Source organism: Variovorax raffinosi (assembly GCF_051216615.1).
GTDB lineage: Bacteria > Pseudomonadota > Gammaproteobacteria > Burkholderiales > Burkholderiaceae_C > Variovorax.
The window spans coordinates 51,479-65,285 of sequence record NZ_JBPJZR010000023.1 but is presented as its reverse complement, the minus strand read 5'-3'; the positions used below and the strand labels follow the sequence as shown (position 1 = coordinate 65,285).

The following is a 13,807-nucleotide window of genomic DNA, read 5'->3' as shown; positions in this document are numbered from 1 at the left end:
GAGCCCGAATGACGCGTCGTTGAGTCGACGCGTATCCGGACTTTCAGTCCGCAAGGCGCAACCCACCGGCTTTAGCCGGTGGTTGTTGAGTTCGCGAAAAAGAGCCCCGTATCGACGCGAGCGCTCGGAGCACTTGTTGATCGGCGATCACCAGCAGCGTGCCTTGTGCGAATGGCGCCATGTGCTCCCCGCAGCGAAATAAAGGAGGAGCGAAGCGGGGGACATTCGCGGAGGGGAGCACATGGCGTCATTCGCACGCGTCCCCTGAACAAGCCGCGCTACATGTCCTCGGGCCGCAGGCCCGCATCGATGCGGACATTGATCGAAGTTGCTGCGATGTTCCCTGCCGCATCGGTGGCGCGCACTTCGATGTTCGCGGCGCCGGCCTTGTCAGGTGTCCATGCGCACACGTAAGGCGTTGCCTTCAGCGTGCAGACGGTTCGCCCGTCGACGATGAATTTGAGTTCGGCGACACCGACGTTGTCGGACGCCGTGGCCGAGAGCCGCATCGCCATGTTCACCGCGGCGACTGGCGGCACGGCGAGCGTCACGACAGGTGCCACGGTGTCGGCCGGCGGATTGACGATCACGTTGGCGGAAGCGACTGAAGAATTGCCCGCCGCATCGAGCGCGATCACGCGGATCGTCTGCGTGCCCGCTGTCGTCGGCGTCCACGTGCAGGTGTACGGCGGCGCGGTAAAGGTGCAGATCGGCAGGCTGTCGGCGCCGACCACCTTGACGCCGAAGACGCCGACGTTGTCCACCGCCACCGGCGCAATGGTCGTGGGCTGGCCCACTGTGGCCATGGCCGGCGCGGCCAGCGACACGGTCGGCTTGTAGGCGTCGGGAACGCCCAGCGGCAGGTCGATGGTGAAGGCGGCCTGGCCCTGCACGGCCTTCTGCTCGAAGGCGTCGAAGATCGTGAACCAGGTCGCGCCCGGCGCGCGGTCGGGTGATTGCGCCTTCACCAGGAGATTCGTCTTGCCGACGGCGAAGCAACTGAAGCCGCAGTGCCAGTCGAAGGTGAAACGGCCGTTGGCGTCCGTCGCGCCTTGCACAAGCAACTCCAGCGGCTTGCGCGCGCCGGCTTCGCGCCAGACCGAGACCTGCGCGCCGGCCAGTGCGGCGCCGGTCGCGCCATCGGTCACGCGCACCTGCGTGGCGGTGGTCCCGGCCATGTACTTCGAGGTGCCGAGCCGGGGCCAGTCGCTCCAGTCGGTGTTGATGTTGGCCTTGGTGCCTTCGGTAAAACGGATCATCTCCAGCGTGGCAACACGATTGGCGGCCGGGTCGAACCGTTGCTCGAACACGGTACCCAGCAGCGGGTCGAGCCGCCAGTGCTGGCGCGGCCACCAGTAGCGGTCGGTCGGGTTCGCCAGTTCCAGGTCGGTTGTCGGCGCGATGCCGGTCGTGTCGGTCACCGCGGTGGCGTTGTAGTACTCGCCGGAGCCCGCGCCGAAGACGTGTTCGAGTTCATGCAGCAGGGTCTTGAGCTGGCGGCCGAGGTAGTCCTTCTCGGTGGACTCGGGCGCGGCCGGAGTGATCGCGCGCGACAGGCGCAGCGGATCGTGGATGGCGGTCCAGTTGAGGTTCCAGGTCACGCCCTTGGGCGGGAAGGTCGTGCTCGTGGTCAGGCCGCCGTGGCTGTAGCCTTGCTGCGACTTCGACACGCACAGCACGATCTCGCGCTCGGCCACGCCGTTGAAGCCGCACTGCGGCGCCGACGCCGGCGCGACGACGCGCAGGTCTTTCGCGGGGTCGAAGACGAAGCTGCGCACGGTCTCGCGGGTGAACACCGTGTTGATGTCGGCCACGTACTGCGCGAGCCGGCGTCCCGCTTCGGGTGCGCCGATGTCGGCCACCAGTTGCGGATCGACGAAGAACTTCAGGCGGTGAACACTGGGTGTTGCACGGCCGACTTCGTCCATGGCGGCTCGGGCGGGGGCGGACAGCGAAAACAACAACAACATCGCGCAGGCCAAGGCAAAAAGCGGCATGGCTGCGCCCAGCCGGCGCACACGCGCCAGCAGCGAATAAACGGATCGCATCGGTTCTTCCCCTCAAGGGGACTCGGCAAAAATCAAAGGGGAATCGCTTCAGGCGACCCGGTGAACGCGGATTGCAGGAAGCACGCCAACCCCGCCCGGGACCACCTTTGCTGGTCACGCTTTTGCATCGCATCGAATTCGCCGAGGGCGAAACGCCCTGAAGGGCGCCGATGCTTCCGAAGTGCGGGGGGCTGGTTGCAGGTCTATCGGCTGAAGAGCGGACCGCTCATTCCCGAATGCGACGTTGCGATAACCAGCAAGGCCTCAATTTTAATTTTTGGCCCCGTAGGAAGGGGCCTTGCCCCGCCGTAGTGCCTGCCTATTATTTGGGCAGTTTGTCACGGCAAAGGGCATCGGATGCCCTCTGGTGGCCGGCTAGGGTTTAGGGCCTAAAGCTGGAACGCGACGGTGAGCAGCAGCCCCTCGGCCACGTCGCGCACCAGGCCCGGACGCCGCGCGCGGTAGGGCTCGCCGGCCGAGGCGGTGGTCTCGATCCACTCGGCCAGCCATTCGATGTCGGCCTGCCCGTAGAACACCACGTTCGCCTCGTGATTGAGCAGCAGGCTGCGCAGGTCGAGGTTGATCGAGCCGCACATCGCCAGTTCGTCATCGACCACCACGGCCTTGGCATGCGCCATGAAGGGCAGCATGCGAAAGCTCACGCCGGCGCGCGCGAGGTCGCGCATGGCGCGTGCGCGCACGAAGTCGGCCAGGCGGTGGTTCGATTGCGCGGGCATCGCGATGGTCACCTGCACGCCGCGGCGCGCGGCCAGCCGCAGCGCATCGCGCAGGCCGTCGCCGGGCACGAAGTAGGGCGTGATCGCCAGCAGGCGGTGCTCGGCGCGAAAGCAGGCGTCGATCAAGAGGGCGTGCGCGGTGTCCTCGGTCTGGTCGGGTCCGCTCGGCAGGAACTGGGCCATGGCGGTGCCAGGGCCTTCGGGCACGTCTTCGGCCGTGATCGCGCGGGCCTTGCGCGGACGCACCGAGGTCCAGTCGTGGTCGAACTGGCGCGATGCCGCGGCGGCCACGCTGCCGTGCAGGTCGAAGGACAGGTCGCGCCAGGCCTCGGGGTGCTTGGTGTTGCCGGTGAAGTATTCGCCCGCAAGGTTGCGCCCGCCCGACCAGAGCCAGGCGTCGTCCGCGATGGTGAACTTGCGGTGGTTGCGCAGGTTGCGCGGGCCGATGCGGCGCAGGCTGAAGAAGGGGCGGAACACCGCCACCTCGCCGCCCGCCGCGCGCAGCAGGTCGAAGTGATGGCGCGGCAGCGACAGCGCGCCGAAGCCGTCGAGCAGCACGCGCACCTTGATGCCTTCGCGCGCCCGCAGCGCCAGCCGCGCGATCACGGCGTGGCCGAGTTCGTCGTTGCCGATGATGAAGGTGCACACGTCGATGCGCTCGCGCGCGCCGTCGATCACCTGCCACAGCGCCTCGCGCGCGGCCTCGCCGTCGGCATGCATGCGGATCGAGCAGCGCCCCGGCGGCGCAAGGCCGAAGCTCTCGATCAGGTCGGCCGCCCAGTGCCCCGGCGGCACCGAGCGCGGCGGCCGTGGCGAGCCCGCCGGGCGCAGCTTGCGCTGGCCGAACAGCAGGTACATCGGCAGGATGAAATAGGGCAGCAGCACCAGCCCCATGACCCAGGCGATGGCCGTGGTGGGGGCGCGCTGCTCGCGACGCGCGCGCGTGGTCAGCACATAGACCAGCAGCGCAAAAGTGACGATGAGGAAGTGCTGCGACGGAGAGGGCAGCCAGTCGAACCTTGTATTCGGCATGGGGCCCATGATGCCTCACCGCCGCGCTGATGCCCTGTCAGCGTTGCAGGAAGGCCGGTACGCCGCGTCCTTGCGAGGCCAGGAACCGCATCATCGGATCGACCACCGCGCGCACCGCCGGCCGGTCGCCCACGCGGTCTCGCCACGCCACGAGGCGCGGCGTGGCATCGGTCATGCCCGCGCCCTTGCGGTCGGCGAACACGTGGGCCATGTAGAAGGCGATGTCCGCGAAGGAATACGGGCCCGCGAGGTACTCGCGCGTGGCCAGCAGGCTTTCCATCTCTTCGTAGAAGCGCGCGCAGCCGGCGCAGGCCGCGATCGCGGGAGGGCTCTGCATGGCCTCCTGCAGGCCGAAGAGCTTGATGACGTTCGGAAAGAAGACCTCGTCGGACTTCTGCTCCAGTTGCCGTGCGCGTGCCCGCTCGGCAATGCCTTCGGGCCACAGCGCAGGGCTGGGATGGCGGTCTTCGAGGTACTCGAAGATCTGGGTCGAGTCGAACAGCGAGACCTCGCCGTCGACCAGCACGGGCACCTGCTGCTTGACGGGATTGACCCGAAGCACCTCGGGGTGCTTGGGCTCGTAGGCGTCGCCTTCGATGAAGGGCACCATGACCAGTTCGAAGGGCACGCCTTTTTCGCGTGCCGCGATCTCGACCTTGGCGCCGAACATGCTGAGGGGGCCGGAATAGATGTGAGTCGTCATGCCCCCGACTTCACCAGAAACGGCGCCTCAGGTCGAGCCCCAGACCTCCTGCGCCGTCTCGACCACCAGGCGCAGCTTGTTGCGCTGCGCTTCCACCGCGATGTTGTTGCCGTGCACGGTGCTGGAGAAGCCGCACTGCGGCGACAGCGCGAGCTGTTCGAGCGGCACGTACTTGGCGGCGTCTTCGATGCGGCGCTTGAGTTCGTCCTTGTCTTCCATCTGGCCGAACTTGGTGGTCACGAGGCCGAGCACCACGGTCTTGCCCTTGGGCAGGAAGCGCAGCGGCTTGAAGTCGCCCGAGCGGGCGTCGTCGTATTCCATGAAGTAGGCGTCGAGGTCCATCTCCTTCAGCAGCGCCTCGGCCACGGGCTCGTAGTTGCCGGCCGCCGCGTGCGTGCTCTTGAAGTTGCCACGGCACAGGTGCATGGCCAGCAGCATGCCCGGCGGCTTTTGCGCGACCACCTTGTTGATGAAGGCGGCGTAGCGGTGCGGCAGTTCGTTCGGGTCGTCGCCGCGCTTGCGGGCGGCTTCGCGCATGTGCTCGTCGCACAGGTAGGCGAGGTTGGTGTCGTCCATCTGCACATAGGTGCAGCCGGCAGCGGCCAGCGAGCGCAGTTCGTCGCCGTAGGCCTTGGCCACGTCGTCGTAGAACACCGGGTCGAGTTCGGGATACGCGTCCTTGCTGATGCCGGCGCGGCCGCCACGGAAGTGCAGCATGGTCGGCGAGGGAATGGTCACCTTCGGCGTGCGGCCGGCCGAGACCTGGCTCTTGAGGTACTGGAAGTCGGCGAGCTGGATGTCCTTGATGTGGCGCACCTTGTCGATCACGCGCATCGCGGGCGGTGCCAGCTCCTCGGTGCCGTCGGGCTTGCGGATGGTGACCGGAATGTCGGTCTTCACGCCGCCGAGCTGATCGAGAAAGTCGATGTGGAAGTAGGTGCGGCGGAACTCGCCGTCGGTGATGCTCTTGAGGCCAATGTCTTCCTGGAACCTGACGATCTCGGTGATGGCCTTGTCTTCGACCAGGCGCAGTTGCTCGGGCGTGATCTCGCCCTTGGCCTTCTGCTCGCGGGCTTCGAGCAGGTATTTGGGGCGCAGGAAACTGCCCACGTGGTCGTAGCGGGCGGGCAGGGCGGCGTGCTGGGACATGGATGAACTCCGTCGTGACTGGGAAACGAACGGCAAATCGTAAAGCCTTCGGAGCGGCCTTGTTTGTATACAGTGATCTGGGTGTTTACCCTCGAAATTGCGATTTGAGCTGGAGTTTTTCTATTTTCTGTATACATTGAGTATTCATGAAAACGCCCACGACCGCCTTTCCATTGAACGCCTGGTACGCCGCCGCCTACGACGTCGAAGTGCGCCACGCGCTGCTGCCACGCACGATCTGCAACCAGAAGGTGGTGCTGTTCCGCCGCACCGACGGGCAGGTCGCCGTGCTCGAAGACGCCTGCTGGCACCGCCTCATGCCGCTGTCGCTCGGCCGCCTCGAAGGCGACGAGCTGGTCTGCGGCTACCACGGCCTCGTCTACAACAGCCAGGGCCGCTGCACCCACATGCCGAGCCAGGAAACGCTCAACCCCTCGGCCTGCGTGCGCAGTTTTCCGGCGGTCGAAAAGCACCGCTTCGTCTGGATCTGGCCTGGCGACCCGGCCAAGGCCGATCCGGCGCTGGTGCCCGACATGCACTGGAATGACGACCCCGCCTGGGCCGGCGACGGCAAGATGATTCGCGTCCACTGCGACTACCGGCTCGTGGTCGACAACCTCATGGACCTCACGCACGAGACCTTCGTGCACGGCTCGTCGATCGGCAACCGCGAAGTGGCCGAGGCGCCGTTCGTTGCCACGCACGGCGACCGCTCGGCCACTGTCACGCGCTGGATGGAAGGCATCGACGCACCGCCGTTCTGGGGCGGACAGATCCGCCATGCGCGCGGCTACACCGGCAAGGTCGATCGCTGGCAGATCATTCGCTTCGAGGGCCCGTGCACTGTGAACATCGACGTGGGCGTGGCCGAGGCGGGCAGCGGCGCTGTGCCGAAGAACGGCGACGCGGGCGACCGCAGCAAGGGCGTCAACGGCTATGTGCTCAACACCATCACGCCCGAGACCGACAAGACCTGCCTCTACTTCTGGGCCTTCGCGCGCAACTACTGCATCGGCGAACAGCGCCTCACGCACGAGCTGCGCGAAGGCGTCTCGGGCATCTTCCGCGAAGATGAACTGGTGCTCGAAGCACAGCAGAAAGCCATGGACGACCACCCCGACCACCAGTTCTACAACCTCAACATCGACGCCGGTTCGATGTGGGCGCGCCGGCTGATCGACCGCATGGTCGAGAAGGAAAGGCCCGCGCGCGCTGCGATTCCGATTCGCCCCATCGAGGCGCAAACACAGGCGCCAACACAGGCGCAGACAGCATGAAGGTCGCCGCCGTTTCCCCCGCCGCCGAGCCCGGCGACAGCGGCAGCTCGCAGGCCGTGAAGGCCCAACTGCGGCTGCGCGAAATGATCCTCGCGGGCGACCTGCCCGGTGGCGCGCGCATTGCCGAGGTGGCGATCTCCGAGCAGCTCGGCGTGTCGCGCACTCCCGTGCGCACCGCGCTGATGCGGCTCGAACAGGAAGGCCTGCTCGAAGCGCTGCCCAACGGCGGCTATGCCGTGCGTACCTTTTCCGAGCGCGATGTGGCCGACGCCATCGAGCTGCGCGGCACGCTCGAAGGCCTTGTCGCGCGGCTCGCGGCCGAACGCGGTGCGGCGCCCGTGGTGCTGCGCGAAGCGCGCGCCTGCCTCACGCGCATCGACGAACTGCTGCGCGAGCCCGCGCTCGACGACGCGGCCTTCTCGCGCTACGTGACGCACAACGAGCGCTTCCACGCGCTGCTCTGCGAAATGGCGGGCAGCCCCGTGATCGCGCAGCAACTGGAGCGCGTGGTCAACCTGCCGTTCGCCTCGCCCTCGGGCTTCGTGATCGTGCAGGCCAACTCGCCCGCCGCGCGCGACATGCTCGTGATCGCGCAAGACCAGCACGTGCAGGTGCTCGATGCCATCGAGTCCGGCGAAGGCTCGCGTGCCGAAGCGCTGATGCGCGAGCACAGCCGCATCGCGCGGCGCAACCTGCGCGAGGCGCTGCACGGCACGCCCACTGCCGAGCAACGCCCGCTGCCCGGCGTGCAACTGATCCGCCGCCGCGGCTGATCGACCGTCTTCCTTTCCCTGTTTGCTTGTTGGTGTTCCCCCGATGAAAAGCGATCTTCAATGGATGCAGGCGCAGGTTGTTGCGCTGCGCGACGTCACGCCCACCGTGCGCGAGTTCGAGCTGCGGCCCGACGCGGGCTTTGCCGCTGCCTATGAGCCCGGCGCCCACCTGCAGGTGCAGGTGATGACGGCGCAGGGCCGCGTGCAGACCCGCTCGTATTCGCTAGTCGGCGAGGGCGACGGCCAGTGCTGGCGCATCGCCGTCAAGCGGCTCGACGATGGCCGTGGCGGCTCGCTCGCGATGTGGCGGCTGGCCGTGGGCGACCGCCTGCAGGTGAGCGCGCCGCAGAACCACTTCGCGCTCGACCTGTCGGCGCCCGGCTACCTGCTGGTGGCGGGCGGCATCGGCATCACGCCGTTGGTGCTGATGGCGCAGCGGCTCGGCGCCCATGCGCAACGCACCGGCGTGCCGGTGAAGATGCTCTACGGCGCGCGCCACGCGGGCGAGTTCGGCTACCTCGACCACCTGCGCGAAGCGCTGGGCGAGGGCGTCGCGGCGCACGAAGGCTCGGCCCCGATCGACTTCGCCGCCGCCATCGCCGCGCTGCCGCCCGGCGGCCAGCTCTACACCTGCGGCCCGGTGCCGATGCTCGAAGCCGTCAAGCGCGCATGGCACGCAGCGGGCCGCCCCATCGAAGACCTGCGCTTCGAGACCTTCGGCAGCAGCGGCCGTCTGGCGACCCAATCCTTCCAGGTGCGCATTCCCCGTCACGACCTGGCCATCACCGTGCCGGCCGACTGCACGCTGCTCGAGGCGCTCGACGCGGCCGGCGTGCAGACGCTGTGGGACTGCAAGCGCGGCGAATGCGGCCTGTGCGCCATGGACGTGATCGCGGTCGACGGCGAGATCGATCACCGCGACGTGTTCCTCAGCGCGCACGAAAAAGAGGCGACCACGCGCATCTGCGCCTGTGTGTCACGCGCGGTGGGTACGCTCACGCTGGACTCCGCGTACCGCGCCGACAGCTGATTCTTTCAAGTCGAAGACAGCCTTGCGCGATGATCGCGCAGTTCATTTGTTGATCGCGCAACAAAGCCTCGCGGCAGGGGTGGGGTAGGTGATTGCCTGCTCCGCCGAATGTTGCAAAGTGTTGAAAATAGCCCCGGTTTCGTTTCCCGCCCCAATAAGGAGATTTCCATGCAAAGGCGCCATCTCATTCAGACCGCAGCCCTCTCGGCGCTTGCGCTTTCCCTGTCCCTGGCCCATGCCCAGGACAACAAGTTCAAGATCGGCCTGATCCTGCCGATGACGGGGCAGTCGGCCTCCACCGGCCGCCAGATCGAAGCCGCCGCGCGCCTGTACATGGCCCAGAACGGCGACACCGTTGCCGGCAAGAAGGTCGAGCTGATCGTCAAGGACGACACCGGCCTGCCCGACGTGACCAAGCGCCTGGCGCAAGAGCTGGTGGTGAACGACAAGGTCAACGTGCTCGCCGGTTTCGGCCTGACGCCCCTGGCACTGGCCGTGGCGCCCATCGCCACCCAATCGAAGACGCCTGAAGTCGTGATGGCCGCCGCCACGTCGAGCATCACCGAGGCATCGCCCTACATCATCCGTTCGAGCTTCACGCTGCCGCAGGTGTCGGTGGCCATGGGCGACTGGGCACCCAAGAACGGCGTGAAGACGGTGGTGACGCTGGTGGCCGACTACGGCCCCGGCAACGACGCCGAGAAGTTCTTCAGCGAGCGTTTCATCCTGAACGGCGGCAAGGTGATCGAGAAGCTGCGCGTGCCGCTGCGCAACCCCGACTTCGCGCCGTTCCTGCAGAAGGTGCGCGACGCCAAGCCCGACGCGCTGTTCGTCTTCGTGCCCTCGGGCGCGGGCGCGGCCGTGATGAAGCAGTTTCTGGAACGCGGCATGGACAAGGCCGGCATCAAGCTGATTGCCACCGGCGACGTGACGGATGACGATCAACTCAACGACATGGGCGACGGCGCGCTGGGCGTGGTCACCTCGCACCACTACTCGGCTGCGCACCCGTCGGCGATGAACAAGAAGTTCGTCGAAGCCTTCGAGAAGGCCAACCCGAAGATGCGCCCCAACTTCATGGCCGTGGGCGGCTATGACGGCATGCGCGTGATCTACGAAGCGCTCAAGACCACCAAGGGCCAGGGCGGCGGCGATGCGTTGCTGGCAGCCATGAAGGGCCAGGTCTTCGAGAGCCCGCGCGGCCAGGTGCTGATCGATGCGCAGACGCGCGACATCGTGCAGGACGTGTATCTGCGCAAGGTCGAGAAGAAGGACGGGCAGCTCTACAACGTCGAGTTCGATGTGATCAAGAGCGTGAAGGATCCTGGCAAGACGAAGTAAGACGGCTCTCTTTGTTTTTGGGCGCTGCTGCTGTTCAGGGCGACGCTCGCGCCGACACGGTGCTCTTTTTCGCGAATGTCCCCCGCTTCGCTCCTCCTTTATTTCGCGAAAAAGAGCCCCGTATCGGCGCGAGCGCTGGACAGAGCAGTCGTTGATCAGCAGTGCATCAGCAGCGTGTCCATGTGCGAATGACGCCGGGTGCTCCCCGCAGCGAAATAAAGGAGGAGGGGCGCGCAGCGCCCCGGGGGACATTCGCGGAGGGGAGCACCTGGTGTCATTCGCACCCGCCCCGAATGAACCCGCTCCCAACAGCAGCGCAAAACAAGCCGAGCAAAAGCACCCAGAACGAGCCATGCAGCAGCGTGAAAAACCACTGATATGTTGACCATCCTTTTCGACGGCATCGCCTACGGCATGCTGCTCTTCGTGCTCGCCGTGGGGCTCGCCGTGACGCTCGGGTTGATGAACTTCATCAACCTCGCGCACGGCGCCTTCGCCATGGCCGGCGGGTATCTCACGGTGTTCGCGATGCAGAAACTGGGCCTGCCGTTCCTGGCCTGCCTGCCGCTCGCTTTCATCGTCGTCGGGTTGGCCGGGGCGCTGCTCGAACGCACGCTCTACCGGCCGATGTACGGCAAGTCGCACCTGGACCAGGTGCTCTTTTCCATCGGCCTGGCCTTCATGGCGGTGGCCGCCATCGACTACTTCGTCGGCTCGTCGCAGCAGAACGTGCAACTGCCCGAATGGCTGCGCGGGCGTACCGAAATCGGCGATGGCGCTTTCATGCTGGGCATGGGGCACTACCGCCTGTTCATCATCGGCGTGTGCGCGGTGCTCACGGTGGTGCTGCAGCTCATCCTCTCGAAGACGCGCTTCGGCAGCCGGCTGCGCGCCGCGGTCGATGACCCGCGCGTGGCAGCGGGGCTGGGCATCAACGTCAACATCGTGTTCCTGCTGACCTTCGCCGTGGGCTCCGGCCTCGCGGGGCTGGGCGGTGCGCTGGGCGCGGAAATTCTCGGGCTCGATCCGACCTTCCCGCTCAAGTACATGATCTATTTTCTGATCGTGGTCTCGGTCGGCGGCACCTCGTCGATCACCGGGCCCCTCGCGGCCGCGCTGCTGCTCGGCATTGCCGACGTGGCCGGCAAGTACTTCATTCCGAAGATGGGGGCGTTCACCGTCTACCTGCTGATGATCCTGATCTTGATGTGGCGGCCGCAAGGCCTGTTCACGCGCAAAGGGGGGCGTTGAATGAGCGCGCCCTCTTCTTCCTCTTCTGTGGATTTCCAGTCGGCGCTGCTGCGCAAGGCGCGCTGGCGCCCGATCGAATTCGTGGTGTGGGCCGCGGCCTTTGCGCTGCCGCTCGTCATGCCTTCGCATTCGCTGCTGGTCAATGAAATCGCCATCGTCGCGCTGTTCGCGATGTCGCTCGACCTGATCCTCGGCTACACCGGCATCGTGTCGCTGGGCCATGCCGCCTTCTTCGGTTTCGGCGCCTACGCGGCGGCGTTGTTCGCCAAGCTCGTCATGCCCGACCCGACCGTCGGCCTCGTGGTGGCGACCGTGCTCTCGGCTGTGCTGGGCCTCGTGGCGAGCGTGACGATCCTGCGCGGCAGCGACCTCACGCGGCTGATGGTCACACTCGGCACCGCGCTGCTGCTGCTCGAACTGGCCAACAAGCTCGACTGGCTCACCGGTGGGGCCGATGGTCTGCAGGGCGTGGTGATGGGGCCGGTGCTCGGCCTGTTCGACTTCGACCTGTACGGCCGCACGGCCGCCTGGTATTCGCTGGCCGTGATGCTGGTGCTGTTCCTGCTGATGCGCCGGCTGGTGCATTCGCCGTTCGGCGCGACGCTCAAGGCGATTCGCGACAACCGGCTGCGCGCCATGGCCATCGGCATCCCGGTGGTGTCGCGGCTTGCGACGGTCTACACCATCGCCGCCGGTGTGGCCGGTGCCGCTGGCGCGTTGCTGGCGCAGACCACCGGTTTTGCCTCGCTCGACGTGCTGGCCTTCGACCGCTCGGCCGACGTGCTGCTGATGCTGGTCATCGGTGGCGTGGGCTGGCTCTATGGCGGCGTGGCCGGTGCCATCGTGTTCAAGCTGCTGCAGACCTGGCTGTCGGCCGTGACGCCGCAGTACTGGATGTTCTGGATCGGCCTGATCCTGGTGCTGCTGGTGCTCGTGGGGCGCGAACGGCTGTTCAAGCCGTGGACGTGGTTCGGCGGCGGCAAGAAGAAGGGCGGTGCGGCATGAGCGATACCGTGCTCTCGACCCACGGACTGGTGATGCGCTTCGGCGGCATCACGGCCACCAACAACGTGACGATGGACCTCAAGCGCGGCGCACGCCATGCGCTGATCGGCCCCAATGGCGCAGGCAAGACCACGCTCATCAACCAGCTGACGGGCGTGCTCACGCCGAGCGAAGGTCGCATCACGCTGCTCGGCGAAGACATCACGAACCTCGCGCCGCACAAGCGTGTGGCGCGCGGGCTGGTGCGCACCTTCCAGATCAACCAGTTGTTCGACTCGATGACGCCGCTCGAAACGCTGGCGCTCGTGGTGTCGCAACACCAGGGCATCGGTGCGCAGTGGTGGCGGCCGCTCGGCGCCAGCACGGCAGTGGCCGAGCGTGCGACGCAACTGCTCGAACAGTTCCATCTGAGCGATGTGGCGAAGCAGCAGGTCAAGCATCTGGCCTATGGCAAGCGCCGCTTGCTGGAGATCGCCATTGCATTGGCCTGCGAGCCCCGCGTGCTGCTGCTCGACGAACCCGTTGCGGGCGTGCCCGCCGGCGAGCGCGAAGAGCTGCTGCAGACCGTGGCCGCGTTGCCGGCCGATGTGTCGGTGCTGTTGATCGAACACGACATGGACCTGGTATTCAGTTTCGCCACGCGCATGACGGTGCTGGTCAACGGCACGTTGCTGACCGAGGGCGACCCCGAAACCATCGCCAACGATCCGAAGGTCAAAGAGGTCTATCTGGGCCACGGAGAAAGCGCCCATGTCTGAACTGCTGCGCATAGAAAACCTGAGTGCCGGCTACGGCGAGGCCGTGGTGCTGCACGACGTGGCCTTCACGCTCGGCGAGGGCCAGACGCTGGCGCTGCTGGGCCGCAACGGCACGGGCAAGACCACGCTGATCAACACGCTGGCGGGCGCGACGCGCCAGCATGGCGGAAGCATCACGCTCGGCGGGCTGGCCTTGCACAAGCTGGCACCGCACCAGCGCGCCACGGCCGGCATCGGCTGGGTGCCGCAGGAGCGCAACATCTTCAAGTCGCTCACGGTGCACGAAAACCTGACGGCGGTGGAGCGGCCCGGCAAATGGAATCCGCAGCGCGTCTACGAGATGTTCCCGCGCCTGGCCGAACGCAAGACCAACCTGGGCACGCAGCTCTCGGGCGGCGAGCAGCAGATGCTGGCCGTGGGTCGCGCGCTGGTGCTGAACCCCAAGTTGCTGTTGCTCGACGAACCGCTCGAAGGGCTGGCGCCGATCATCGTGGAAGAGTTGCTGCGCGCCATCCGTCGCATCACGCAGGACGAAGGGCTGGCCGCGATCATCGTGGAGCAGCACCCGCAGGCGATTCTTGCGATCTCCGACGAAGCGGTGGTGCTCGACCACGGGACCATCGTGCACACCGACAAGGCGGCGGTGCTGCGCACGCAGCCCGAGGTGCTTGATCGGCTGCTGGGCGTGGCGCGCTAGGACGAA

The 13,807-nt window shown here is 66.7% G+C and carries 12 protein-coding genes; 8 read left to right on the top strand and 4 right to left on the bottom strand.

Features of this window, described 5'->3' with window-relative positions; all coding sequences use genetic code 11:
• Nucleotides 1-278: 278 nt before the first annotated feature.
• From ACSFB7_RS36955 to ACSFB7_RS36940, 4 genes are all read right to left on the bottom strand, one after another.
• Nucleotides 279-2,048, bottom strand: a complete 1,770-nt coding sequence (locus ACSFB7_RS36955) for an Ig-like domain-containing protein (protein WP_435477304.1) — start codon at nucleotides 2,046-2,048, stop codon at nucleotides 279-281.
• 389 nt (nucleotides 2,049-2,437) lie between these two features.
• Complete coding sequence (locus ACSFB7_RS36950; protein ID WP_435477303.1) at nucleotides 2,438-3,817, bottom strand: phospholipase D-like domain-containing protein; 1,380 nt, start codon at nucleotides 3,815-3,817, stop codon at nucleotides 2,438-2,440.
• A 37-nt stretch (nucleotides 3,818-3,854) separates the two neighbouring features.
• Nucleotides 3,855-4,520 (bottom strand): glutathione S-transferase family protein, encoded by a 666-nt coding sequence (locus ACSFB7_RS36945; protein WP_435477302.1) that lies wholly within the window; start codon nucleotides 4,518-4,520, stop codon nucleotides 3,855-3,857.
• A 27-nt stretch (nucleotides 4,521-4,547) separates the two neighbouring features.
• Nucleotides 4,548-5,669: a 5-methyltetrahydropteroyltriglutamate--homocysteine S-methyltransferase gene (locus tag ACSFB7_RS36940; RefSeq protein WP_435477301.1), complete on the bottom strand. Its 1,122-nt coding sequence runs from the start codon at nucleotides 5,667-5,669 to the stop codon at nucleotides 4,548-4,550.
• Between the two features lie 146 nt (nucleotides 5,670-5,815).
• On the opposite strand from ACSFB7_RS36940, the gene ACSFB7_RS36935 reads away from it, so the two are divergent.
• The 8 genes from ACSFB7_RS36935 (at nucleotide 5,816) to ACSFB7_RS36900 (ending at nucleotide 13,801) form a co-directional block, all read left to right on the top strand.
• The gene (locus ACSFB7_RS36935) at nucleotides 5,816-6,946 is read left to right on the top strand and encodes an aromatic ring-hydroxylating dioxygenase subunit alpha (RefSeq protein WP_435477300.1); all 1,131 of its coding nucleotides are present in this window, start codon (nucleotides 5,816-5,818) and stop codon (nucleotides 6,944-6,946) included.
• Nucleotides 6,943-7,719: a GntR family transcriptional regulator gene (locus tag ACSFB7_RS36930; RefSeq protein WP_435477299.1), complete on the top strand. Its 777-nt coding sequence runs from the start codon at nucleotides 6,943-6,945 to the stop codon at nucleotides 7,717-7,719. Before ACSFB7_RS36935 ends, ACSFB7_RS36930 begins: the two co-directional genes overlap by 4 nt.
• Nucleotides 7,720-7,762: 43 nt before the next feature.
• A complete protein-coding gene (locus ACSFB7_RS36925; RefSeq protein WP_435477298.1) occupies nucleotides 7,763-8,749 on the top strand; it encodes a PDR/VanB family oxidoreductase in 987 nt (328 codons plus the stop codon).
• 168 nt (nucleotides 8,750-8,917) lie between these two features.
• Complete coding sequence (locus tag ACSFB7_RS36920) at nucleotides 8,918-10,090, top strand: ABC transporter substrate-binding protein (protein WP_435477297.1); 1,173 nt, start codon at nucleotides 8,918-8,920, stop codon at nucleotides 10,088-10,090.
• A 378-nt stretch (nucleotides 10,091-10,468) separates the two neighbouring features.
• Nucleotides 10,469-11,341, top strand: coding sequence for a branched-chain amino acid ABC transporter permease (locus ACSFB7_RS36915; protein WP_116907984.1), 873 nt, complete (start codon nucleotides 10,469-10,471; stop codon nucleotides 11,339-11,341).
• Nucleotides 11,342-12,346: a branched-chain amino acid ABC transporter permease gene (locus tag ACSFB7_RS36910; protein WP_435477295.1), complete on the top strand. Its 1,005-nt coding sequence runs from the start codon at nucleotides 11,342-11,344 to the stop codon at nucleotides 12,344-12,346. It abuts the gene before it with no gap.
• On the top strand, nucleotides 12,343-13,104 hold the full coding sequence (locus ACSFB7_RS36905; protein ID WP_435477294.1) for an ABC transporter ATP-binding protein: 762 nt from the start codon (nucleotides 12,343-12,345) through the stop codon (nucleotides 13,102-13,104). The genes ACSFB7_RS36910 and ACSFB7_RS36905 overlap by 4 nt, the downstream gene beginning before the upstream one ends.
• Nucleotides 13,097-13,801 (top strand): ABC transporter ATP-binding protein, encoded by a 705-nt coding sequence (locus ACSFB7_RS36900; RefSeq protein WP_435477293.1) that lies wholly within the window; start codon nucleotides 13,097-13,099, stop codon nucleotides 13,799-13,801. The genes ACSFB7_RS36905 and ACSFB7_RS36900 overlap by 8 nt, the downstream gene beginning before the upstream one ends.
• The last annotated feature ends 6 nt before the right edge of the window (nucleotides 13,802-13,807 follow it).